We start from the raw sequence: 24,056 nt of genomic DNA, 5'->3' as shown, positions 1-24,056 counted from the left end.
TCCTCTGCACGTAACCTCGAATAAAAGTACAAAGAAGCACCCCTAAATATAGGGCATAGGGCCATATATAAGTTCTTATATTCGGCAATACCTCGAATTGTTAGCACAAAAGGTAAAGGAAGTGTTAAAAGATAAAAGTTTACTCGGCAATATTGGTGTGCAAGTTGTTATTGCGATGATTGTCGGCACCCTAGTAGGTGCAATGATGGGTGAGAGCGCAACTGTATTTGCTCCCCTAGGTACTATCTTCATCAATCTGATCAAGATGTTGGTTATTCCTCTAGTTGCTGTTGCACTGATCTCTGGTGCTGCGGGTCTAGGTAACAGCTCTAATGCTGGGAAAGTTGGCCTAACAACGCTTGGCTTCTTCGGTTTAACGTCTGCACTAGCGGTAGCACTTGCTTTGGTCATGGGTAACCTATTCCAACCAGGTACCGGTATCGATGTTGCTTCTGTAGAAAGCATGTTCTCTGCAGAATACGCAGCCCAAGGCGCTCTTCCAGGCTTCTGGGACACAGTTACTGGCATGATCCCAACCAACTTCTTCCAGTCTTTGAATGAAGCAAACATACTGCAAATTCTAGTTTTCTGTCTTTTCTTTGGTATTGCTGTTTCTAGCCTAGAAAAAGAGCGTCGCGACCCTCTTATCAATGGCGTAAATGCTATTGTTGATGCAATGGTTTGGATGATCAACAAGGTTATGCTGATCGCTCCTTTAGGCGTATTCGGTCTAATGGCTGATGCGGTTGGTTCGTTCGGTTTTGGCGCACTGATGGTAGTGTTCAAGCTATTCTTGGTTTACGTTGCCGCTATCTTAATCTTTGGTTTCGTTGTCTACCCTATTTTGGTTCACGTATTCACTAAGACTTCTGCTAAGAAGTTCCTAGTCGCTATGAAGAAACCACAAGCGGTTGCTCTTTCAACAGCCTCTTCTATGGCAACACTTCCTGTAACCATGAACACGGTTGAGAATGAACTAGGTGTTAAGAACTCTACGGCTTCTTTCGTATTGCCTCTTGGCGCAACCATCAACATGTCTGGTAACGCAATCTACTACGGCTTGGTGGCTATCTTCTTCGCGCAAATGTTCGGCATCGATCTAAGCCTAGGTGCATACATCGCTATCATCGCCACATCTACATTGGGTGCAGTTGGTCAAGCAGGTGTACCAGGGCCATCGTTCCTTGTCGTTGCAGTATTGCTAGCAGCAGGTATTCCAATTGAAGGCCTACCACTACTGTTCGCTCTAGACCGTATCTTTGACATGATTCGTACAGCGCTAAACATCACTGGTGATGCGGCATGTGCTGTTATCGTTGATGCTCTAATTGAAGAAGAAGCACAAGTTGAGCTTCAGAAGCAACAAGCGTAACTGATACGACAACACTCAATATCAAGCTGGGCTATAACGCCCAGCTTTTTTATTTCAAATATTTCCTAGACTTGTTTCTATTCTCATTGCGAACTACCCTTCTCTATCGCTCAAAAAATAACCAGCGCATTTCTCTCGCGTACTCGTCGTAAAAAGTATCGCTCGCTCCATCAAACTTCGGTGATTTGTGGTGAGTTTTCAACGCAAAATAGTGGTGTCTTTTACCCTAATTCTAGGAGTTATTCTCTTTTCTTTGGCAGGCTTGTTTATTTTACAGCACGCTTCTCTCTTAAATGATCTAACCCAGAAACGCATAATAACCACGCTAAGTATTGCGGCCCAGCCTATTGAGTCATTTGCAGAAATGGGGCTGCCGGTATCATCGGTCCGCAACAAAGAACACCTCTTACAGCGGGCACAATCTAGCGACCCAAACATTCAAAACCTGTATCTCATCAATCCAACAGGCATTATGGTCGCTAGTGCAACGGGCGGAAAAATTTCTGTTTCGCAAAGAACGGTTCACCAGTGGATAAGGGCTTCCGACGACAGTTGGCCAGTTCTCACTACAGAAGAGCAAGGCCTTGTTGGACGGGTGATACTAAACAGTCACAAGCATGAAATAGCAATACTGTTAATTCAATACGACACTAAAGATATGGCGCTGCGCCAACAGATGTTTAAAGAAACCACCCTCGCTTGGACAAGCATGATCTGGCTCACTGGTTCGCTGATCGGTATCGTTGTACTTGGTGGAATCAGTAAGCGAATTGTCGAACAGTTACACAGTAGAAACGGTGTCAATGAAGAAGTTGCCAACCACTATAAAACAGCATTGGGCAACTACACTCTTCTTGTGCACTCATTTACTATACCGCCTTGTAATGGTCCGGCCCCTTATTCCATTAAAGACCTCACAGACACAAAAATACTCGGAATAGATGAAACAGGCTTTACTAGGACAATTCTAAAGAAAATGGGCTTAGTGGTTTTTTCTCTGGTACTGATTGGAGCGCTTGTTCTTTCCGCCTATGGACATAATGAAATTCAACGCTCCATATCCCCAGAAATAAACCTGCGAACCCAACTGATCACCAACGAAGTTGCCAAGGAAATTGAGCATGCTATGTATCTCAATATTCCCCTTGTAACCCTCGCGCAAGACAGAGATTACTTTACACACCTTGTTGATCTATTTGATGAAATTGAAGGATTAACAATCCAAACGCAACATTGGTCTACAACCGTAGGGCAAGTGTCAACGGGCTTTGCCAACAGCATTGAGAAGACCCTACAGCTTAATCATCAAGATCAAGCCAAATTAATTTTTCAAACCAATAGCGCTCAGATAGATAAACAGCTTTTATCTCATTCACTGGATTTCTTAACGCTGTTGATGGTGGTGTTGCTATTGGGGTTCGAACTAGTGGCTTTAATGCTTACCGTTTCAATTACCAAGCCTCTTAATGCCTTGGCCATCATTGCTCGTAAACAAGCTCAGTTTGATTTTTCTTTAGTCTATAAGGGGACCTCTGATCATCAGCAAACTAAGCAATTGGATCAGCTGAACCAGCATGCCCTTGATCTCGGTCGACGCTTAGTTAGGAGCATCATTTCTGTTCCTCAACGAATAATAAAGATTAGCATTACCGCAAGCCCACGACTGCAGTTTTCCTTTCCTAGACCAAAGGTACTTCGCCTTGCTCACCTATCGGATGTACGCTTCGCCCTATTTCTTATCTCGCTGGCTGATGAATTACCCCTGTCTTTTTTTCTTATTTTCAGTAAAGAACTTTTACCTCAAGTCGGAGCCGTCAACGCCAACTTGTTGCTGACACTGCCTCTAGTCAGCTACATGATAGCCGGCCTTGTTGTCGCACCTTTTGCAAGACCGCTCAGCATCAAACTAGGATACAGACACCTCTTTCTCGCTTCTGCGTCACTGACCATACTGGCGAAAATCGCCTTCTTCTATTCCACCAATATTCCGCAGCTGATTTTTGCCAATGCCATCAACGGAATTGGGTTCGTTCTAGCCTTACTGGCTTGCCAAGACTACGCATTAGATCAGTTACCTAAACAATCCCGAGCGATAGCCAATAGCCAATTGCGGGCAACCGCAACGGCTGGTGTATTTGCGGGTACAGCTTTAGGGGGTGTACTGGCTGAGTATGTGGGAGCACGAGTCGCGTTTATAATCTGTGCCCTATTTGCCGCAGTCGCTATAGTGCTTATTGCGCAGTTTGTATGCAAAGGAAAGCCAAAGGTAACTCGCTCAAGCTCTCAAGGGCTATCCATTAAGATGCTAGAGTGTTTCACTCATCGTCAATATCTTGCCCTCATTATTGGCTACATGTTACCTCTAGCCCTGATTGACCACGTCTTCATTACCTACCTTTTAGCAATGCAGTTAAATGAAATTCACGTGTCAATCGTCGACATATCTAGGGCTATGTTACTGTACTTTCTGTTCTATATATTAGGTGGCTCTTTGTTAGGCAAGCTCCCGCAAAGGTTGCAGGTTGCCCCAGGTCTACTTCCCCTATCACTACTGATCACCTCTATCGCCCTACTGTTGGTGTCGATGAGTCCTAGCTTTGTCGGCATGGTATGGGTGTGTATGCTTTGTGGTTTGTGTATGGGTCTATGCATGGGACCTCTCACTGATAGGGTCATGCGACTCGCTGAAGGTCCCCTTGCCCATCTAGGAGCTTCAAATGTGCTTGGGTTAATGCGCGTAATTGAACGAGGCGGGGCAATCTTTGGACTGCTGATTGCGGGGGTGCTCAGCGGTTACTACTCCTATGCCGCGACTTTACACTTTCTTGCGTGGTTCTTCATAGGTGGAGTATTGCTCAGTCTTCTACTGCAAATACCTCAACGCAAGCTGGAGTCTTCATCATGAGCAAAGCCGTCATTCAATTCATGACCTTTGTCCTACTCGTTTGTGCTAGCTGCATAAGAGTGAGTGCTTCTAGCCAATATACCGTGACTATGGTGCTATGGGACGGTTGTGAAGCCGTTTGTAAGGGGCTAAATGATGCTCTCAACAACTCTCCCCACGATATCCAGTTACAGCTTTTAAATGCCCACGGTGACCCCAATAATCTGGCGTCCATCAGAGCGCAAATCAATAAAGAAAGACCGGATGCCGTAGTAACATGGGGAACAAAAACGACCATCGAAATCGCAGGCAAGAAGCATGACACCAAAGGCATAGACAGTTCGATTCCTGTGATTTTCACCCAAGTATCTGACCCTATCGCCTCTGATATTATCGATGATTTCTCACATACTGGTCGACGCAATATTACTGGTGTGTACAGCCGAGTACCTGAAGCCGTCAACATCAATGCCATCAAGCAATACATGCCAAACTTTAAAGTGTTGGGGGTTTTGTTTGAGCCCAGTGCGGAGAATTCGCTCAATAAAGTAAAAGAACTCAAAGCCCTAAGTGAACAGCATGGTTTTAAGCTCGTTTCAGTTCCATTAAATTCTAATGCTGAGCCCATGCAGGCCATTGAACAAGGTATTCAAACGCTCAAGCAGCAAGATGTCGATTTTATCTATCTTGGTTCTAGCACTTATTTAGAGAAGCACGGAGCAATCTTGATCGACTGCGCCCTAAAAGCCTCTCTGCCGATAATCACGCCTTATGAGAACATGGTTCATGACTCCCATGCGCTCATGTCTATTGCGGCCAACGATTATGAAGTGGGTAAAGTAGCCGCACTGCAAATAGACACGCTATTCTCAACAGATACAACGGCAGGAGAACTGCCGGTATTGCGTGTGGAAGATTTTGCCTACACCGTCAATATTAACATTGCTAAAGTGCTCAACCTTTACCCACCAATGTCTCTTTTGAAGATCATTGAGATTACTCCGCCGATTGAAGAAAACCTTTCCCTCGGAGATGTAGATTGATTATTAACGAATTCTTTAAACTGTTTCGCGGATCCAGCTAATTAAATCTGTCAATCAAGGTGTTATCTTATTGATCTAGCAACTAATATCTAACTGATTCATAACTAGGGTCTGTTGACCTTTTGAGCTTAATTTGAGGATAGTCACCATGCAGAAAATCATACTAATCACTGGCGCTACCGACGGTATTGGCCTTGAGACTGCCAAAACACTCGCCGAGCAAGGCCATCATCTATTGATACATGGTCGTAATCCTCAGAAGCTTAAAAAAGTACAAGATGAACTTTCTAGTCTTCCAGGTGCTAGCAAAATAGAGACCTACGAGTCCGATCTTTCTCGTTTAGCTGATGTTAAAACGCTGGCTGATAAAATAACTCACGATCATTCGCACCTTGATGCATTGATTAACAATGCCGGTGTTTACAGCGTTCCGAATGCAGTAACTGCTGATAACTTAGATGTACGCTTTGCAGTCAATACACTTGCACCTTACTTGCTCACGCAACAGTTACTCCCTCTAATGAATGGTGAGAGTCGCGTGGTGAACCTATCTTCAGCAGCGCAATCTACGGTTGATATCGACGCTCTATTGGGTGGAAAATCGCTTTCAGAAGGCGAGGCCTACGCGCAAAGTAAGCTGGCGATTACCATGTGGACAAGAACCCTGGCTCAATCCCTAGGCGCGGACGGCCCTGCAATCATAGCGGTAAACCCAGCTTCATTTCTGGGTAGTAAAATGGTGAAGGAAGCGTATGGCGTTGCCGGAGGCGATCTTTCTATTGGTGCGAGCATCCTAGTTCGTGCTGCGCTATCAGAAGAATTTGCCGATGCATCAGGACAGTATTTTGATAATGATATTGGCCGTTTTAGCAACCCCCATGCGGATGCTATGAACGCAGCTAAATGTAATAGTGTTGTGTCAACGTTAGATGAGATGTTGGCAAGATTTAAGTAGTCAAAAACAACAAAGGCCACTGCAATAGTGGCCTTATCTATAACATTTTAAACTAGCCTTTAGCGGCGACTAGACGCTGATATAGGGAGTCTTTCAACACTGCTCTGTCGTGTTTCATCTTATGCATTTCTTCGTCGGTAATAGGATCACCGTTTAGCTCTAGTACACGAATTTCTTTATCTAATGCAGTATAGGTCTTGTTGTCTTGGGCAAAGGCTTCATTGGTTTCAACCAGTTGCTTGATAACGTCTTGTAGTTCTGGAAAGTCATTCTCGAGAGAGTGTTTCTCACCTAACATAATCACCCCTTTAGTAAGGTATAGAGTAAAATTGCAGTTGGATTCACAATAAATGTAGCATGCTATTTTAAGGTACTCGCTGTTTCCCAAAAAATTACTCTAAATTTTCGCTAAAACATGATCTATCTGATTAAGCGTGACTGCGGCATCTTGGTAGTTTATCGGTAGCTCAGTAACAGACTCCCCTTTGACAACAAACAGCGAAGGAAAGCTATTGCCACCTATTGAGCGGGCAAACCTAAGTTCCTGCATCAGTGCTTGCTCTATCTCGGCTGAACCTAAATCCCTTTCAAACTGCTCGACATTGAGTCCAATTTCACGGGCGAGCTCGATTAATGTTGATACGTCACTTGGATTTCTAGCTTGAAGATAATAGGCGTGTTGAATGGCAGTTAACATCTGCTTCTCAGCACCTTGCAATCTTGCCGAAAGCATGGCTCTACAGGCGGGATACGTAGAACGACGCGGCGTGTTCGATGTCCAAAAGTCGTGGTTAAATTGAGTCCCAAGTAAGGACTCAATTTTATTCCAGTATGAGGCAATCTGGATACGCATCTCCATTGGCATAGGGATATCTGAGTCAGAGGCTAGCCCACCGACCAGATACACTATCTCTAGTTTGTCTTTTAGTGCTGACTCTAGTTGTAGCCACGTTGGTTTATAACCCCAGCACCATGCGCACATGGGATCATAAACGTGATAAAGACGCGCAGTTTCCTTACTCATTGTCACTCCTAACACACTGATTTATTTAGCCAGTTAATCATCATGACACGATTAGCGCAAGGGGCTAATCTAGAGTTAGTACTATCTTCCCTAAGTGCTTTTTCTCCATAAATGCTAGCTGTGCTTGCTCAATTTGTTGCAAAGGAAAGGTCATAGCCACTAGAGGTTTGATCTGGCCACTCTCTATGCGTTTCACTAAGTTTGGAAAGACTTCTGGCTCGATAACTGTACAACCAAAGAAGCTTAGGTCCTTTAGATACAAGGTGCGAAGATCCAATGTCACATCAGCGCCGGCAATAGCGCCTGAAACAGCGTAGCGCCCCTTGGGCTTCATTACATCAAGCAATGTCGGCCAGCTTCACCAACAAGATCAATCACCACATCAACGCTGTTGACCCCTAGGATTGATACTAGATCTTGGTCTCTAAAAACCACTTCATCAGTGCCGATGCCCTTCAAAAGCGCTTCTTTGGAACGGCTGGTTACGCCAATGACCGTAGCACCACGCGCCTTTGCCAACTGAATAGCCGCCGACCCTACACCACCTGTAGCCCCTGTCACCAAAACCGTGTCAGATGCATCTACATTGGCGCGAGTGAGCATGTTCTCTGCCGTTGAATAAGAGCAAGGAAATGAGGCAAGCTCTACGTCAGAGAGTTGGGTGTTTACATGATGGGCATAACGCGATGCCACCTTAGTAAACTCGGCAAATCCACCGTCACATTCTGAGCCAAAATACCAAGGGCTTGGCAAGGCTTCACCATTGGCTTCATTAAGGCAAGGTTCAACGATCACTCGCTCGCCAATTCTCGTCGTCTCGACACCATCGCCCACGGCAACGATGACGCCACAAACGTCCGCGCCTTGAATTCTTGGAAAGCGAAAAGCATCACCTGACCACGAGGTATCATCACCGTCGGCGTCATTCTTTGAGTACCAACCAATTCTGGTGTTGATGTCAGTGTTATTCACCCCTGCCGCAGACACTTTGATTAACACCTCTCCCTTGGTAGGAGTGGGCACTTCAATATCCGTTCTATACTGCAGCTGATCGAAATCTCCGTGACCGATCATTTGGACGCCATACATAGTTTGTGTATTCATTTTAAAAGTTTCCTAACCATATCCTTCGCTGCCACTATGGCTTGGTCGCCCATAGTTGGCCATGCTAGAGATACGCCTTCATGTAGTAAAAACAACGCCATTGCCAAGTCAGGTCTTGTGCTTCTTTGGGCTAAAAGTTGAACCAGTTGTTCTTTATGCTGTTGTACCGCGGCGTTCACCTCGTCATTATTTGGAAATGCCGAAAATGCGTTCATTGACAAGCAACCATTTGGCGCATCTTCGCTCATCCAATGGGCTAAAGCGTCGAATAGTGCAATGACCGACTCTGTTCCATTTTCAAATGACTCATTATCTAAAAAGGCAAGATATCGCCGATGGCGATGCTCGAGCGCACCAATCACCATTGACTCTTTCGATGGATAATAGCGATATAGAGTTCTTAAACTCACACCAGAGGCGACTTTAAGTTCAGCGACGCTCATTTGTGCAAAGCCGTGCTGACTGAACGCGATCTCTAAACGACCTGCAATTTCATCTTTTACCATAATCCCCTCTAGGTAGAATGTTTACTCTACCCACATGGTAGAATGTTTACTCTACCTAGGTCAATTATTTTCGATTAATTAAGCGTCGTCTGAAATAAAACTGTCATGACGCAAAGTATTTAATGAGAGTTAATGGGTGTGTAAGGCCGGTCAACGCTATATTTCATGTGTTCAATTAGGTAGACTGATTCAAACGCTAATTTCAATAAGAACAATGAAGCAGTTACTCGATTTTATTCCCCTGATAATATTTTTTGTGTTGTACAAGATGTACGACATCTATACCGCTACAGGGGCATTAATCGTTGCCACTGCCCTTCAACTCATTGTGACGTACGTAATGTACAAAAAAGTTGAAAAGATGCAGCTCATCACTTTTATTATGGTCACCATTTTAGGTGGCATGACCCTATTTCTGCATGATGACAACTTCATAAAGTGGAAGGTAACCCTAGTTTATGCTGTATTTGCAATAGGGCTTATCGTCACTCAATTAATCGGAAAGCCGGTTATCAAGGGAATGCTTGGCAAAGAGATCACTTTGCCTGACAGTGTATGGAATAAGATTAATTGGGCTTGGACGCTGTTTTTTACAGGTTGCGCCGTCCTGAATGTCTACATCGCTTTCAATCTGCCGCTTGATACTTGGGTTAACTTCAAGGTCTTTGGCTTGCTCGCCGCGACGCTGATCTTCACCTTGCTCACCGGTATTTATATTTACAAACATATGCAAAAAGAGAGTGAATAACGCAATGACTTCCCCATCATCTCAATCCGAAAAAATCCTCCCTAGAGGCGAGATGCTACTTAGAACCCTCGCTATGCCAGCGGATACCAATGCGAATGGTGATATCTTTGGTGGTTGGATTATGTCTCAACTCGATTTGGCGGGTGGTATTCTTGCCAAAGAGATCTCAAAAGGACGTATTGCTACAGTCTCTGTATCAAGTATTACCTTTAAACGCCCCGTTTCTGTGGGAGACATAGTATGCTGTCATGGAGAGTGCAGCCGCATTGGTAACTCATCCATGTCTATCGAATTACAGGTATGGAACAAAAAAGTTATGGGCGAGCGCACAGGTGAGCGCGATCTTGTTTGCGAAGCTACCTTCCATTATGTTGCAATCGATGAAAATGGGCGCCCTCGCGCAATTGAAAAGTAAAAGGACTGACTATGTGGTATGTTATTTTTTCTCAAGATGTCGAAGATTCATTGCAAAAACGTCTTAGCGTGCGAGAGCAGCACCTAGAGCGTTTGCAGAGTCTACAAGATCAAGGACGTTTGCTTACCGCAGGTCCAATGCCAGCAATCGACAGCGATAATCCAGGTGAAGCAGGATTTACTGGCTCTACCGTCATCGCACAATTTGAATCCTTGCAAGATGCCAAGGAATGGGCTGATGCTGATCCCTACATCGAAGCTGGCGTTTATCAGAACGTTATCGTCAAACCCTTTAAAAAAGTATTCTAATTATGCATTCATCACTTAAAACTCTGTTTATCGCGGCACTGGCCACTCTTATTCTTGCAGGCTGTTCATCAAACGGTGATAAGCAGAGAGAGCTAGAACTCAAGGCGGATCGCCGAGCTGGGATCTTGGCTTCAAGCCTGCCAATTGAATATGGCCCTTTGACCATCACTAGAGCGTCAGCAAAGGGAAGTATTGTCATCATTGAAATGCTGTACAACCAATCGGGCAGTAAGTCTGCCGATCAGTTGGTTGCGAGTGCGAAAAACTATTACTGCAGCTCTGAAGATGTGAGAGCGTCTATGGAAGAAGGCATCGGTTACCTCATCAAGGTTCGAAATAACCGAGGTCAGTTAGTTGTAGAAGAAATGATTAGCTCCAAGACCTGTACTACCAGTGAAGAGAAAGCCGCTGAATAATTGAGCATACAGATAAAAAAGGCCAAAGTAGAAATAACTACTTTGGCCTTTTTTTGTTTCCAGCGTCAAGTTAACGACTAAACAGTTGTACCTTTAAGCTGGCTTCTGGGTCTACATCGGCAAATTCTGGCGGATTGTCCAAACGTTGTAAGTAATTGAGCGTTGGGGCATGCTCCGCCATACCGTCAATGACAAAATCAGAAGTGACCGCTGGTGAATTAGCGCAAGCCATCACTTGACCGTTCTCTGTGAGTAAATCCGGCAGGCGTCGCAGGATCTTCTGATAATCCTTGGTTAGAGCAAAGCTACCCTTTTGGAAAGACGGCGGATCCGAGATGATTAAATCGTATGGCCCCATGCGTTTGATCTTGCCCCAAGATTTAAAGATATCATGGGCAAGAAACTTAACTCGGCTCACCTCTTGCTTGTTCAAGTGATGGTTGTCGCGCCCTCGGCTAAGAGATGAGCGTGCCATATCCACATTCACCACCTGGCTGGCTCCACCAGCAATCGCCGCAACCGAAAAACCGCAGGTATAAGAGAATAGGTTAAGGACGTTCTTGCCCTCAGAGTTTTCTCTCACCCAATCTCGGCCTAGGCGCATATCTAAGAACAAACCAGAATTTTGATTGGAAGAGATATTCATCCAGTATTTCAGACCGGACTCCACCACCTCAACCTTGTCTGGTTGCTCTCCTAAAAGAAACTGCGTCGGCGCGCCGTGTTCATAACGATGTTGAATTGAGATCGAACGTATTGAAGCATGATCAGGCTCGGATGCCAATGCCTCTAACCCTTGGGTGAGTTCAACCATAAATTCGTTTGTCACTGGCCTAAATAGCTGTACAACCAGGTGCTGACCAATCCAATCACAAGTGATCTGCTCGAGCCCCTCATAGGTACGACCTCGTCCGTGAAACAAGCGTCTTACTTCAGTTGGCGCAAGCGCTAACCCTTCCTTCAATTTTGAAAAAAGTACAGGAAGCGCTTGTGGGTTCATTGGTTGGGGTATTTCAGTCATTTTATTTTCGGCCAATTCAGTAGTTGTGGTTGTTGCCAGTTTGCAATCTGTTGTTTGATAGCGTCTCGTTGCCATAGCTCGCCAAGGCTAGTGTCATTGCTAGGGTCAAGTTGATAGCGATAGGCCTGCCCCTTAAGCTCAAAAGCAAGGGCAAACGCATGCAGGTAACCCCTATCGCTTTGGCTAGTCGGCGTATAAATTGGGTCACCCACAATAGGGCTACCAATGGATTTTAACGCCACACGTATTTGGTGCGTCTTTCCCGTACGAGGTTTACAGATAAATACGCGGTAGCCGTCGCCAGATGCGGAGAAAAACTGGGTAATGGCAGGGTTTTCATTACTTGGTATAAGCTTCCACATAGAGCGGCGGCTCTTGGCCATATCACCCTTTACCAGTCCCTGCTTTTTCTTCGGCTTTTTATCTGAGATTGCTAGATAGAATTTCTCTACTTCGCGTTTGGCAAACGCCTGAGAAAGTTCACTTGCTGCCTGTTGATTCTTACCCAGTAGTAACAATCCAGAGGTCATCTTGTCCAATCTATGAATAAGGTAAAGTGGCCCACTATCGATAGCGCTTTGGACTTCTTGTAGTAAAGCCGTTTCTTGGTCATCTTTATGGACGCTAACGCCCGGGTGCTTGTTGATCAACACGAAATCGGGTTGATTATCTACTATGTCAAACATGAACGGCTCTGGATGAGTGATTGGTCACTGGGATTGAGGGTTAAGTATATAGTGAGCGCTGAGTGAATCCTACCTTTGTCACTATTGCCGCTCCGATACCACTAAAGCCTTGGTTTTTCATACACCTTATTCACAATCTGATTACTCTTCAATAATAACTCAGCTTAATTTCACGCCCATTACGACACTCTTTCGCAAAAGACGTACAAAGTGCCTTTTTGCGTATACACTACAACTATAAGTGATTGATTATTAACTGAGAGAAATGGAAGGATTTTATCATGCGCTGACCCTTATCGGGATCGCGTTGTACTGGATAATTGTAGCGGGTGTCACCATTCGGGTAGTCATCAAAAGGCGTTCTGTTAGCGTCTCTTTAGCTTGGCTAATGATTATCTATATTCTGCCAATAATCGGGGTGATCTGTTACTTCCTATTTGGAGAGTTAAACCTAGGCAAAAAAAGAGCGGAACGCGCGCAGGCGATGTTTAACCCTTATGAAGCTTGGTTCTTAAAGCTGCTTGATTGTAACGCTCACCTTCCTGAAAAAACGCCAACACACATTACCCATATCGATGATTTGTGTACCAAGCGCATGGGCATCCCTGCCCTTTGTGGTAACACCTTATCTTTGCAAGATACACCAGAGAAAATTCTAAAGTCGATTGTCGAAGACATTGAGCAAGCGCAAAGCATTATTCGCATGGAGTTTTACATCTGGAATGAGGGTGGTTTGGCTAATGCTGTGTCTGCGGCTTTGATCAGAGCCTCACAGCGAGGTGTGCGATGCCAGATCCTTATTGATGCTGCGGGTAGCCGAAAGTTCTTCTCCTCTTCTTGGTGCAAGATGATGCAAGATGCGGGTGTCGAGGTGGTTCAAGCTCTGCAGGTAAACCCTTGGCGTATGTTCCTGCGTCGTCTTGATTTGAGACAGCACAGAAAAATCATCGTTATCGATGATAATGTTGCCTACACGGGCTCAATGAACCTTGTAGATCCTGAGTATTTCAAACAAGATGCGGGGGTTGGAATGTGGGTCGACGTGATGGTGCGAATCACAGGGCCAACAGTGAACGTTCTCTCAGCTATCCATTGCTGGGACTGGGAGGTTGAAACAGGCGAGCGCTCCTTCCCTGCCCCGCCAGAGTGCCATATCGACCAAGACAATCTGCTGCACCCAATACAGGTGGTTCCATCAGGCCCGGGCATGCCAGAGAACCTTATCCAGCAAGTACTGACTATTGCCATTAGCCGTGCCAGTGAAGCGGTGACCATCACCACACCTTACTTTGTTCCAAGCGAAGAGTTACTGCAAACACTCCGCACTACCGCACAACGTGGTGTCAAAGTAGAGCTCATTATTCCAAAGAAAAATGACTCTATTATGGTCGGTTGGGCATCTAAAGCCTTCTATGCAGAGTTGTTATCTGCTGGGGTCATTATTCATGAATTTGAAGGTGGATTGCTGCATACCAAATCGGTGGTAATAGACCAGCAATATTGTCTAATAGGGACGGTAAATCTTGATGTGAGAAGCCTTTGGCTTAACTTAGAGGTCACATTAGTGGTTGATGATGCCGAGTTTACCCAGCAACTATATTGGCTACAGCAAACCTACATACAGCAGTCGACAACGGTAGACGAAGATCACTGGCGTGAACGAAGTATGTTACATCGCTTCCTAGAGCGCGCTTTTTATCTGTTTAGTCCTGTTCTATAAACATGAGATTTACTTGATTAAACGTAATTTTTCTTGCACTGCCTGCCCTGCTCATGGTTTAAATAACCCTATAGCAATTACATCAGGGAAGGCAGATGGCAAAGAGCAAATCTCCAGTGACAAAAACTACGCAACTTATCAGTGCGGGTAGAGATAAAAAATACACCCATGGAGTGGTCAACCCACCCGTACAGCGCGCATCGACGATCTTGTTCGATACGGTAGCTGAGAAAAACCAAGCGGCCATCAACAGAACCAATAAAGCACTATTTTATGGTCGCCGCGGCACCCAAACTCATTTCGCACTCCAAGACGCTATGGTTGAGCTTGAAGGTGGCTTTGGTTGCGCCCTTTACCCATGTGGCACTGCGGCTATCTCAAACGCAATCCTATCTTTTGTAGAAACAGGCGATCACATCCTAATGGTGGATACCTGTTACGAACCAACACGCGACTTCTGCAACACTATGCTAAAGCGCCTTGGTGTTGAGACGACCTACTACACGCCAACCATTGGCGAAGAGATACAAGACCTTATCCAGCCAAACACTAAGCTCCTTTTCTTGGAATCTCCTGGTTCAGTGACCATGGAAGTGCAAAACGTCCCTCTGCTTGCAGAGATTGCACACCAGAACGATATGATCGTTATGTTGGATAATACTTGGTCCGCAGGCCTGCACTTTTCACCCTTTGAATTTGGCGTCGATATCTCAGTTCAAGCCGCCACAAAATACATTGTGGGACACTCTGATGTCATGCTAGGTACGGCTATCGCGACTGAAAAATACTGGGATCAATTGCGTGAAAATAGCTATCTGATGGGACAATGCGTGTCACCTGATGATGCGTATCTCGGCCTGCGTGGTATTCGCACCCTAGATGTACGCCTCAAGCAGCACCAGCAAAACAGCTTGAAAGTCGCTAAGTGGTTAGCCACTAGACCCGAAGTTGATCATGTTCGCCACCCAGAACTTGAAACCTGCCCTGGCCACCAATACTTCAAACGTGACTTTACCGGCGGCAATGGCTTGTTCTCATTTGTCATGAAGAGCCAAAACACCAAAGCAACCACCGCCCTACTCGATGGAATGGAACTGTTTGGTATGGGTTACTCTTGGGGCGGCTATGAGAGTTTGATTCTTGCTAATGAGCCAAGAAGCTTCAATAGCCTAAGAACGGTAGCAAACCCGAATTTCACTGGCACTCTATTCCGCCTTCATATCGGTCTTGAGAACGTGGACGATCTTATCAAAGATCTCGAGGTGGGCTTTGCTCGCTATAACGCTGTTCTTCAAGCCGAAGAAAGCGCAGTAAGTTAATTTTTCTTCTGAGACCTCCCCACTCGAGGGAGGTCTATTATTTTTACTCTTCTATTTCTTCGCTAGACCTATATACTGCCCGCAGTAAGAAGCAGGTTCGGCCATTTTTGGCGAACATTCAGTAGCGCGGAGCAACAATGTCTAAAAATTCTATTTCCATGATTGGCCTATGTAACCCTAAAAGCCCAACCAATGTCGGCGCAGTTATGCGCGCAGCTGGGTGTTACCAAGCAAGTGAGGTTCGCTTTACCGGAACGCGCTTTGCTCAAGCGGCCAAGTACCATACCGACACCAAGGATATGACAGGGAAAATAGACCTAAAACAGATGGAATCCCTTACCGATGAACTCGACCAAGACACAAAGATTGTCTGTGTTGAGCTTGCCGAAGGTGCAACGCCACTGCCTCAATTTCAACACCCTGAGAAAGCGCTATACATATTTGGACCAGAGGATGGTTCAATCCCTCAGCAAGTGGTTGATAAGGCCGATGCCGTTGTTTACGTGCCAACTATTGGCTGTATGAACCTGGCTGCAACGGTCAATGTGCTTCTGTACGACCGTCTAGCGAAGTCAAATCAAGAGATTGATCATGCTGAGCGCGTTCTCCAAAGTCGTGATGTGAATAATCGTCTCAAGGTTTAGGTCTGTTTGTTGAATTAGATGCCCGATAACACACTTCGGGCATCTAAAGACAAACAAACCATCAAATTTATACCCATAGCCAGACACAAGTGTGGCTTACATTATCAAGGTTTAACATGTATCAATTGACGATTTCACTGCAACAGTTTTTGGCTGAATTCTGGCAAAAGAAACCCACTATCATTAAGGGCGGTTTTGCTAACTTCCAAGACCCTATCTCCGCTGAAGAGCTAGCGGGACTGACTATGGAAGAAGAAGTCGACTCGCGTTATGTTTCTAATAAAGATGGTGAGTGGATCGCAGAGCATGGTCCTTTTAACGAAGATAAATATGCTTCACTAGATGAAACGAACTGGTCAATCATCGTTCAGGCTGCAAACCACTGGCATCAAGGTGCCGCGGAGCTTGTTGAACCATTTAAGGCCATGCCACAGTGGTTGTTCGATGATTTGATGATCAGCTACTCAGTCAAGGATGGCGGTGTGGGTCCGCATATTGACCAGTATGATGTGTTTATTGTGCAAGGCAGTGGTAAACGCCATTGGCGCGTTGGCGCAAAGGATGAAGGCCAATATGTTGAAACCAATCAACACAGTGCTTTACGTCAAATCGAAGGCTTTGAAGCCATCATTGACCAAGTCCTTGAGCCAGGGGACATCTTATATATACCACCAGGGTTTCCACATGACGGGTTTGCACTTGAACCGTCAATGAGCTTTTCTATCGGCTTTCGTTCTCCAAAAGAACAAGAGCTGATCAGCAATTTCGCAGACTACATCTTAGCCAACGATGTTGGTGATGTGCACCTGCACAAGCCAGAGATGAAGACGCAGGATAACTTTGGTCAGATTAGCACTAGCGACCTAAATTCCTTAACGGAGATGCTATTAGCATCAATGGAAGATGAGCACCGCGTGAATGACTTTATGGGTTGTTTGCTAAGTCAGTCGCGTCATCAGTTAAATATCATTACCCCTGAACCTTTGTGGGAAAGTGAAGAAGTGGCAAATCATCTTCTGTCTGGTGGCAGCATTGAAAAAGTAGCTGGCTTACGCGCTCTGTATCATGAGCAGGATGAAAGCATTGCCTATATTAACGGAGAAGTGATCAAGGTCTCCGAAGAAGACAGTTCAATCATAAAGCTACTTTGCGGCCAACAGCAGCTTACTGTTGATGACTTCCCAAGTGGCATTGCGGCGGCGAATGTATCGCTACTTTGCGACTTAATCAACAAGGGTTATTGGTATATCGATACCGAATAACCACAGCGATTAACAGAATCTGTTAACAGTGACTTTATGGCTCCTTAGTGGAGCCATTTTTTTGCTCGGTAAACACGGTAGACCAATTCTCACCAATATTATCAATTTAAATTTGATAATAATTCAAATATATAGCCGTTCACTTAATGGTGATTGCACACTATTATTCTCCCCGTCAACACAAACACATTCCAAGGGGAACATCATATGACTAAGCTAACTATCGTTGCAAACATCATTGCTAAAGAAGACAAAATTGAATTGGTAAAAGCTGAGTTGCTTAAACTTATCGATGTGACTCGTGCAGAAGAGGGTTGTATCAACTACGACCTGCATCAAGATAACGAAAACCCTGCTCACTTCATGTTCTATGAAAACTGGGTCTCTCGCGAACTATGGCAAACTCACATGAGTAACCAGCACCTAGCTGACTATATGGCAGCAACCGACGGCGCAGTGGACCAATTTATTCTAAATGAGATGACGCAGATCGCTTAGCTCTAAGGTTCAATACCTACCCATTTTTAAATCCCAATAACTATGTAGTTGTTGGGATTTTTGTCATCATACGTATCGATTTCAGAATAGACCTTTGATAGATTCACACTAGGTCAACTCACCAATATAAAACGATGCAGATCCGTTTGATTACCTCAGAAGCAACCCTACCCGTACGTCACCGCGTGCTTTGGCCCTCAAAGCCCATCGAATTTTGCCAAGTCAAAGAAGATGATTCCGGACTCCATTTTGGCGTTTTTGAAGATGATAGTTTGCTTTGTGTGGCTTCCGTTTTCATAACGGGCGCTGAGGCGAGACTAAGAAAGTTTGCGACCCTGCACGAGCATCAAGGAAGAGGCATGGGTACTCAGATGATCGAGCACATCATTGAATATCTAAAGAAACAGGGAGTGACCTATTTTTGGTGTGATGCCAGAGAGTCAGCACAAGAGTTTTATGCTCGTTTCAACATGCAAACACACGGTGAGCGTTTTTTCAAAAGCGGTGAGCCTTACCTTAAGATGTCTGTAGAGCTAGAAAGTTAACCCAAAGATTCGAACTCATCCACTTCGAATCTTGCTCTTCTCGCCTCAGCAACAGAGCAGTGCGTCATTTCCATCAACTCGGACAAGGTCATGTTTGGATTTTCGGTCAATAAACGCTTCAAGCGGTCTGTGGGGGATTCCAGTTTATCTTGATGAAGCTGTAGAGCGAGATTCAGTTTTTTGATAATAAAAAGCACACTATCCGGCTGCTGCGAAAGCTCCGAGCAGAGCGCTTGAATATTTATGGCATCACCGGACACTTGCCAATGCCGACTGCGGCGTACCCTCTTTAGCTCACACTCATGTTTAAGCGCGAGCTGCTTTACCGATTGTACGGTTTCTCCGCCGACCCTATGAATTAAAGAAGGTAATGCAACGGTGATGTTTTGGTCTATGTTCATCTCGTTAAGTTACAGCGTAACCAAAATAGCAATTAGTGCTCACTCACTACTTCCATCCATGTAACCACTCTTTTGGATCTTTCAATACCATCCAATCAATAGAGCGGGCTCGTTTAGTGACTATAGGTTCTATAATGCAGACCTCGACCATCCCCTCTTCATCGAGTTCTACTTCTGTCACAATAAAGTGCTTCTCTTTATTTTGACAGTTTACCGCCGTCCATTTACTTCGTAGCAACTTTTTAGGGTTAATTTGATTCATTGTTTTATCTCGTTCTAGACACTTTGCTTTGTACGAGAACAATCATCAATTTGTGCTAACTTACTTAGCTTAACTGAAGGTGCTGATATAAAGCGCTTCGACTTTATCTCTTGCCCACTGGGTTTTTCTTAAGAACTTCAATGATGATTTAATAGAAGGGTCATTGCTAAAACAGTTCACCCTAACTTCAGCATACAGACCGCTCCAACCATAATGCTCTACCAGACGCGTTAAGATCTTCTCTAAAGAGAGACCGTGTAAAGGGTTATTCGGTTGTTGTTGGGTCATAGCTTACTTCTACTTATGAATTGACAAAAATTGTGCTCAATGTGACTCTAAATCAAAGATGATGCAAACAAATTCACGCATTATTTGGTTTTTATGGCCAAATCACAGCACTGACCATTCTACTTACTCTATTTGTGCAAATAAAGAACATGAGACTCCTAGCAGATAAGACTGGCGAACAATTTCTAGAAATTCTAGACCAACAAGGCGATGCACTGACCGTACAGTTCATCTCAAATGAAGGCATTCGTAAGGGCAAACCTTTTAAAGACACACTGACGGGCTTGTACCTTACCGGTTGGACTCATCGTTCTACCTCAACCGCTATAGGTTTAGAGAGGTTTAAGCAAGGTATCTTGCAAGATGCCACCGTTAGCTTTGCTTTGCATCAGCTCTATCCCCTTGGTCGCAAGGTGAAACTCCCTTCAGGTGAAGTTGTCACCATCGCCAGTTATGCCAATACGCACCCTGATGGCTACTATATGTATGTGCGTACCGATGAAGAATTGCACCGCTATAGAATCACGCCCGACTGGGAATTACTCCCCTCTGAAACCTTACTGGCGCTTCCCTACTACCCTGCTCCTCTAACAAAAGAGGAGAAACAAACCATTGATGACTACGACACATGGGCCGGTGGATTTTAATGCTTGGTATTGGACGCCTAAACTGAGACAATTAACCTCGAATTTATCTATCAAGGTCAAAGATGAAACTTTTAGTTCGCAACCTTTCACGCAAAATGACTGAACATGAGATTCGTGTTCTTTTCTCTGAGCACGGTGACGTTACGGTATGTAACCTAGTGCTAGACCAAGAGACAGGCCTTTCTAAGGGCTTTGCTTTTGTTGAAATGCCAAACACAAGTGAAGCGAAAGCTGCCCTATCAGCATTAGATCACGCTGAAGTGAAACAAAGTAAGATACGAGTAAAACTCGCTAAGAACTAGCAGTCACCTCGCAGTTGCTAAGAAGCCAGCTATTAATGAGCTGGCTTCATTGTTTCTATCAAGCTGATTGGTAGTAAAGCGTTGGTAATGTGCTTTCAACTTAGGCTCTGACAGTGCCAACACCACCGAACTGCCTAATAACACTCCCTTCCCCCCAATACTGCACTTACGACAAACACCCATTACTAGGGTCTGTTGATCTTTTGAGGTTATTTTTGTAGCAATTTGTTGGGTATTAATACAAGGCAGTCGCTTTACGCGATTACTAGTAACAAAAACGCCTACATGCAGGCGCTTTGACTTCCTAAACCTTAGGCGGACAACTCCCTTAGTAGAGGAAAGGCTTGTTTAGTTTTATCCTGTGTTGCAACGAAACCAATCATCGCCTCTTGATCGTTGTAGGCCTTAGCGACTATACCATCGGCTTGAATGTCTAGATTCCAACGGCTAACGTGATTATCTGAACTAATGCCTGCGATCTGAATTGGATACTTGGGTGTTTTGACCTTTATCATCATGTTGGGTAGCACAACAGATGTAGGCTCCCCCAATAAGGTCTTAGCCAAGGCCGAAGCGCTCACGACAGCGGGTTGAAGATAAGCTCTCACTTGGCCACCAAACTCGGCACAATCACCTAAGGCATAGATGTTTTTCTCTGACGTCTGCATCAATTCATCAACACATATGCCGCGATTGGTAGCAAGGCCAGTCTGCTTTGCTAAGGCAATGTTAGGTGCTAGCCCCGCGCAAACCAACACCTCATCCACACTCAATTGCTCACCATTGCCAAGCACCGCATGATAACCGTTTGTAGATTGACTGACCTTTGTTACCGTTTCACCACAACGGGCATCAATGTCCAGCTTTCGCATCGATTGCTCTAGTTTCAGTGCGACTAACTCAGGCAACTGATTTGCCATAAGGCGCTCTCCGGCCTCAACAAGTGTCACTTGCTTGTTGGCTAATGGACGCCATGAAAAAAAGCAGCACGCTGAGTCATCTCAGAATACTGCGTTCATGGCAAAAGATGTTTAGGTAATAACTCTTACCAGTAGTTCTCCGAGCTATAATGCCCGGGCTTTCGTCTTAGGTGCTTATGATAGCCCCTTTGCGTCAAAGTCAGCCCGCTTTCGCGCACCATGGCTGGATTGCCACATAGATAAACAAATGTTTTTTCCATATCTAGACGCACACCAGTGTGAGACTCGAGCACCCTTTTTTCTATCAGTTTCGGCACTCGGCCAGAGAGACTCCCCGGCACCTCTTCTCTAGACACAATAGGAACATATTGAAACCTGTTACCAAACTTTTCCTGAAACGCCTGAATCAAATCGCTATACACGAGATCTTGTTTAAAGCGCACCGCATGCACCAAAATAATATCGGTATAGTGCTCAGGGAAGGCCTCTGATTGCAGAATGGATAGGTAAGGGCCGATACCGGTTCCCGTTCCCATCATCCACAGTTCGGTTGCGTGGTCTGGGATTTCATCTAAGGTCATAAATCCAGCGCACTGCTCGCCCACCATAACTTCGTCTTTTGGATGCAAGGTATGTAAGTTGGGAGACAAAGCGCCATCTGGATCGGAAATGATCAAAAACTCCAACTCACCCGTTGCGTTGTAATCCTCTGGGGAGTTCACTATTGAATAGGCCTTGCGCAGAAAGTTACCCTCAGAGTTGTACAAACCCAACTTAGTAAACTGACCTGCGATAAACGAAATACCCGACACCTTTACTCTTATAGAGAATAAAATGTCTGTCCAATCAACCCTAGAACTCACCAAACCACAAACAAACCCAACGTGTGGAGTCATATCGCTCAACCTCTTTATTTTCCATTACATTTAATCTAGTTCAATTAAATGCAATGGGTATGCCAATAGCAGTATTTTATTATAATTCAGTTCGTTATAGCAGAGTAACCCCTTAATATTATCATTACGACAATGTCATATTTCATGTCTTTATGACAAAGCTTTGTTACACTGACAAAAGTATGATTGGATTGTGAGTAGTTTATGAAGAAGTATAAGGGCGAGTGGATACAGGTAGCTCGGGACATTACCTCTGGGATATCCGAGCAAGACCGCTTTCAACGGCTGCTGACCACTATTCGAAACATGCTTCACTGCGACGCGGCGGCACTCCTGCTATTTCAGCATCAAAACTTCATTCCTCTTGCCATCAATGGCCTTAGTGAAGATGTGCTAGGACGACGCTTTAACATAGAACAACACCCTCGTCTTGAGGCCATCGCCAGAGCGGGAGATATTGTGCGTTTTCCTTCTGACAGCGATCTGCCCGACCCCTATGATGCGCTCATCCCCAACCATGAACAAAAACTAGAGGTTCACTCTTGCATTGGCCTTCCTTTATTTCAAGAAGATCGCCTCATTGGTGCCGTGACTATTGATGCCTTTGATCCAACTCTATTTGATGGTTTTGCCGATGACGATTTTCGGCTGATCAGTGCCCTAGCGGCCAATAGCTTGCATACTGCCTTGTTGGTGGCAAAGCTTGAGAAGAATGTTGGCGTATCCAGCACTTCAAACAATAAGCGCACTAATTACAATCAATTGGATTTTATCGGCCAATCTCAAGGTATCACAGAGCTTAAGTCTCATATTTCAGCTGTCGCCCATACCGAGCTATCCGTATTGATCATGGGGGAGACCGGAGTGGGTAAAGAGCTCGTCGCACACGCAATCTACTCTCAGTCTGACCGAAAAGATAAAGCCTTTGTGTACCTTAACTGCGCTGCCCTGCCCGAGTCAGTCGCAGAGAGTGAGCTTTTTGGGCATATCAAGGGCGCTTTCACCGGCGCTATTAGCGACCGTAAAGGTAAGTTTGAATTGGCCAACCACGGCACACTGTTTCTTGATGAGGTGGGCGAACTTTCACTGGCCCTACAGGCAAAGCTGTTGCGGGCGCTGCAATATGGCGACATACAGCGAGTGGGCGATGACAGTAACATCAAGGTGGATGTTCGCATTATTGCTGCCACAAACAGAGTGATGCACGAAGAGGTTAAAAAGGGGCATTTTCGTTCCGATCTCTACCATAGGCTAAGCGTATTTCCTTTATTTGTTCCACCACTTCGAGAACGAGATAAAGACGTCATTTTATTAGCAGGATTTTTTGCCCAGCAGTGCCAGCATAAGCTAAATGTATCTAGCATCACACTGGATGCAGAAGTGCTCACCTTACTGCAAAACAACCCATGGGAAGGCAATGTACGTGAGCTTGAGCATGCCATAAATCGAGCAAGTGTTATTGCCAAAGCACAAAGCAACGCCCCGCACCTTGTATTAAAACCAAGCCATTTTCAGTTTGCGCATAGCGATATGCCAAATACGAACAAAGCCCCTTCTCTAGAATCACCCAGCACGCAGCAATCTATCGAACAGTGGCAAGACTTGGACTTAAAAGAGGCGACGGAGCAGTTTCAAATGCAGCTTATACAATCGGCTTTCTTAAACAATGACAAAAAACTCAGCGCCACAGCAAAACAGTTGGGACTTAACCCTGGTAATTTACACCGCTTGATGAAGCGCTTGGGGCTGAAATAATGCGCTTCTATTAACCTTGTTGGCTTCTACAAACACAATCTAGGTCATGATCGTTTACTAGTCCTGTCGCTTGCAGGAATGATTGTTGTGGTATGAACAGCTAAGGAAATAGACT

At 45.0% G+C, this 24,056-nt stretch carries 27 protein-coding genes and 1 pseudogene; 17 read left to right on the top strand and 11 right to left on the bottom strand.

The features are described 5' to 3' along the window. Positions 1-97 precede the first annotated feature (97 nt). From A6E01_RS05615 to A6E01_RS05600, 4 genes are all read left to right on the top strand, one after another. Positions 98-1,372 (top strand): dicarboxylate/amino acid:cation symporter, encoded by a 1,275-nt coding sequence (locus A6E01_RS05615; RefSeq protein ID WP_257744183.1) that lies wholly within the window; start codon positions 98-100, stop codon positions 1,370-1,372. A gap of 253 nt (positions 1,373-1,625) precedes the next feature. After that, on the top strand, positions 1,626-4,277 hold the full coding sequence (locus tag A6E01_RS05610) for an MFS transporter (RefSeq protein WP_156744614.1): 2,652 nt from the start codon (positions 1,626-1,628) through the stop codon (positions 4,275-4,277). After that, positions 4,274-5,299, top strand: a complete 1,026-nt coding sequence (locus A6E01_RS05605) for an ABC transporter substrate-binding protein (RefSeq protein ID WP_065209761.1) — start codon at positions 4,274-4,276, stop codon at positions 5,297-5,299. The genes A6E01_RS05610 and A6E01_RS05605 overlap by 4 nt, the downstream gene beginning before the upstream one ends. Before the next feature lie 148 nt (positions 5,300-5,447). Then, the gene (locus A6E01_RS05600) at positions 5,448-6,254 is read left to right on the top strand and encodes an SDR family NAD(P)-dependent oxidoreductase (protein WP_065209760.1); all 807 of its coding nucleotides are present in this window, start codon (positions 5,448-5,450) and stop codon (positions 6,252-6,254) included. Between the two features lie 52 nt (positions 6,255-6,306). Here the strand turns inward: A6E01_RS05600 and A6E01_RS05595 are convergent, their stop codons facing one another. The 4 genes and pseudogenes from A6E01_RS05595 to A6E01_RS05580 form a co-directional block, all read right to left on the bottom strand. Then, positions 6,307-6,552 carry a YdcH family protein gene (locus tag A6E01_RS05595; protein ID WP_065209759.1) on the bottom strand — a complete coding sequence of 82 codons (246 nt, stop codon included), beginning with the start codon at positions 6,550-6,552 and terminating at the stop codon, positions 6,307-6,309. A 99-nt stretch (positions 6,553-6,651) separates the two neighbouring features. Beyond that, on the bottom strand, positions 6,652-7,278 hold the full coding sequence (locus A6E01_RS05590) for a DsbA family protein (RefSeq protein ID WP_017030271.1): 627 nt from the start codon (positions 7,276-7,278) through the stop codon (positions 6,652-6,654). A 64-nt stretch (positions 7,279-7,342) separates the two neighbouring features. Further along, positions 7,343-8,382: pseudogene (locus A6E01_RS05585) on the bottom strand (alcohol dehydrogenase family protein). Further along, entirely contained in the window at positions 8,379-8,888 is a 510-nt protein-coding gene (locus A6E01_RS05580; RefSeq protein WP_017030273.1) for a TetR/AcrR family transcriptional regulator, read from the bottom strand. Before A6E01_RS05580 ends, A6E01_RS05585 begins: the two are co-directional and overlap by 4 nt. A 214-nt stretch (positions 8,889-9,102) precedes the next feature. Here A6E01_RS05580 and A6E01_RS05575 point away from each other — a divergent pair, with 214 nt between their 5' ends. The 4 genes from A6E01_RS05575 to A6E01_RS05560 are packed head-to-tail and all read left to right on the top strand — an operon-like array spanning position 9,103 to position 10,775. Then, complete coding sequence (locus A6E01_RS05575) at positions 9,103-9,636, top strand: septation protein A (RefSeq protein ID WP_017030274.1); 534 nt, start codon at positions 9,103-9,105, stop codon at positions 9,634-9,636. Positions 9,637-9,640: 4 nt separating this feature from the next. Then, the gene (gene yciA / locus A6E01_RS05570) at positions 9,641-10,051 is read left to right on the top strand and encodes an acyl-CoA thioester hydrolase YciA (RefSeq protein ID WP_050990580.1); all 411 of its coding nucleotides are present in this window, start codon (positions 9,641-9,643) and stop codon (positions 10,049-10,051) included. An 11-nt stretch (positions 10,052-10,062) separates the two neighbouring features. Continuing rightward, a complete protein-coding gene (locus A6E01_RS05565; RefSeq protein ID WP_017030276.1) occupies positions 10,063-10,359 on the top strand; it encodes a YciI family protein in 297 nt (98 codons plus the stop codon). A gap of 2 nt (positions 10,360-10,361) precedes the next feature. Next, the gene (locus A6E01_RS05560) at positions 10,362-10,775 is read left to right on the top strand and encodes a GspS/AspS pilotin family protein (RefSeq protein WP_017030277.1); all 414 of its coding nucleotides are present in this window, start codon (positions 10,362-10,364) and stop codon (positions 10,773-10,775) included. A gap of 70 nt (positions 10,776-10,845) precedes the next feature. Here A6E01_RS05560 and A6E01_RS05555 read toward each other — a convergent pair whose 3' ends face one another. Together A6E01_RS05555 and A6E01_RS05550 are read right to left on the bottom strand one after the other, a co-directional pair. Beyond that, the gene (locus A6E01_RS05555) at positions 10,846-11,775 is read right to left on the bottom strand and encodes a class I SAM-dependent methyltransferase (protein ID WP_017030278.1); all 930 of its coding nucleotides are present in this window, start codon (positions 11,773-11,775) and stop codon (positions 10,846-10,848) included. Between the two features lie 17 nt (positions 11,776-11,792). Continuing rightward, complete coding sequence (locus tag A6E01_RS05550) at positions 11,793-12,482, bottom strand: TIGR01621 family pseudouridine synthase (protein WP_017030279.1); 690 nt, start codon at positions 12,480-12,482, stop codon at positions 11,793-11,795. Positions 12,483-12,747: 265 nt separating this feature from the next. On the opposite strand from A6E01_RS05550, the gene cls reads away from it, so the two are divergent. The 6 genes from cls to A6E01_RS05520 all read left to right on the top strand — a co-directional run bounded on the left by cls (position 12,748) and on the right by A6E01_RS05520 (position 18,470). Then, positions 12,748-14,202, top strand: coding sequence for a cardiolipin synthase (gene cls, locus A6E01_RS05545; RefSeq protein ID WP_065209758.1), 1,455 nt, complete (start codon positions 12,748-12,750; stop codon positions 14,200-14,202). Between the two features lie 95 nt (positions 14,203-14,297). After that, on the top strand, positions 14,298-15,521 hold the full coding sequence (locus A6E01_RS05540; protein ID WP_065209757.1) for a cystathionine beta-lyase: 1,224 nt from the start codon (positions 14,298-14,300) through the stop codon (positions 15,519-15,521). 137 nt (positions 15,522-15,658) lie between these two features. Then, positions 15,659-16,165: an RNA methyltransferase gene (locus tag A6E01_RS05535; protein WP_017030282.1), complete on the top strand. Its 507-nt coding sequence runs from the start codon at positions 15,659-15,661 to the stop codon at positions 16,163-16,165. Positions 16,166-16,281: 116 nt separating this feature from the next. Then, complete coding sequence (locus tag A6E01_RS05530; RefSeq protein WP_017030283.1) at positions 16,282-17,427, top strand: ribosomal protein uL16 3-hydroxylase; 1,146 nt, start codon at positions 16,282-16,284, stop codon at positions 17,425-17,427. A gap of 207 nt (positions 17,428-17,634) precedes the next feature. After that, the gene (locus A6E01_RS05525; RefSeq protein ID WP_017030284.1) at positions 17,635-17,925 is read left to right on the top strand and encodes a putative quinol monooxygenase; all 291 of its coding nucleotides are present in this window, start codon (positions 17,635-17,637) and stop codon (positions 17,923-17,925) included. A gap of 134 nt (positions 17,926-18,059) precedes the next feature. Then, a complete protein-coding gene (locus tag A6E01_RS05520; RefSeq protein ID WP_017030285.1) occupies positions 18,060-18,470 on the top strand; it encodes a GNAT family N-acetyltransferase in 411 nt (136 codons plus the stop codon). Here the strand turns inward: A6E01_RS05520 and A6E01_RS05515 are convergent. From A6E01_RS05515 to A6E01_RS05505, 3 genes are all read right to left on the bottom strand, one after another. Next, the gene (locus A6E01_RS05515; RefSeq protein WP_017030286.1) at positions 18,467-18,871 is read right to left on the bottom strand and encodes a ribosome recycling factor family protein; all 405 of its coding nucleotides are present in this window, start codon (positions 18,869-18,871) and stop codon (positions 18,467-18,469) included. The two genes, A6E01_RS05520 and A6E01_RS05515, sit on opposite strands and share 4 nt — an antisense overlap. Before the next feature lie 46 nt (positions 18,872-18,917). After that, on the bottom strand, positions 18,918-19,133 hold the full coding sequence (locus A6E01_RS05510; RefSeq protein WP_017030287.1) for a TIGR02450 family Trp-rich protein: 216 nt from the start codon (positions 19,131-19,133) through the stop codon (positions 18,918-18,920). A 69-nt stretch (positions 19,134-19,202) separates the two neighbouring features. After that, positions 19,203-19,421 carry a VF530 family protein gene (locus tag A6E01_RS05505; protein ID WP_017030288.1) on the bottom strand — a complete coding sequence of 73 codons (219 nt, stop codon included), beginning with the start codon at positions 19,419-19,421 and terminating at the stop codon, positions 19,203-19,205. 149 nt (positions 19,422-19,570) lie between these two features. Here A6E01_RS05505 and A6E01_RS05500 point away from each other — a divergent pair, with 149 nt between their 5' ends. Together A6E01_RS05500 and A6E01_RS05495 are read left to right on the top strand one after the other, a co-directional pair. After that, positions 19,571-20,068 carry a hypothetical protein gene (locus tag A6E01_RS05500; RefSeq protein WP_017030289.1) on the top strand — a complete coding sequence of 166 codons (498 nt, stop codon included), beginning with the start codon at positions 19,571-19,573 and terminating at the stop codon, positions 20,066-20,068. Between the two features lie 62 nt (positions 20,069-20,130). Continuing rightward, the gene (locus A6E01_RS05495) at positions 20,131-20,370 is read left to right on the top strand and encodes an RNA recognition motif domain-containing protein (protein WP_017030290.1); all 240 of its coding nucleotides are present in this window, start codon (positions 20,131-20,133) and stop codon (positions 20,368-20,370) included. A gap of 311 nt (positions 20,371-20,681) precedes the next feature. On the opposite strand, the gene A6E01_RS05485 is transcribed toward A6E01_RS05495, so the two are convergent. Next, entirely contained in the window at positions 20,682-21,320 is a 639-nt protein-coding gene (locus A6E01_RS05485; protein ID WP_257744180.1) for an FAD-dependent oxidoreductase, read from the bottom strand. Between the two features lie 95 nt (positions 21,321-21,415). Further along, a complete protein-coding gene (locus tag A6E01_RS05480) occupies positions 21,416-22,186 on the bottom strand; it encodes a ferredoxin--NADP reductase (protein ID WP_065209755.1) in 771 nt (256 codons plus the stop codon). Between the two features lie 204 nt (positions 22,187-22,390). Here A6E01_RS05480 and norR point away from each other — a divergent pair, with 204 nt between their 5' ends. Then, the gene (gene norR, locus A6E01_RS05475; RefSeq protein WP_065209754.1) at positions 22,391-23,941 is read left to right on the top strand and encodes a nitric oxide reductase transcriptional regulator NorR; all 1,551 of its coding nucleotides are present in this window, start codon (positions 22,391-22,393) and stop codon (positions 23,939-23,941) included. Positions 23,942-24,056: the final 115 nt, after the last annotated feature.

The organism is Vibrio breoganii (assembly GCF_001677275.1).
Taxonomy (GTDB): domain Bacteria; phylum Pseudomonadota; class Gammaproteobacteria; order Enterobacterales; family Vibrionaceae; genus Vibrio; species Vibrio breoganii.
This window is presented reverse-complemented; position numbering and strand designations above follow the sequence as displayed.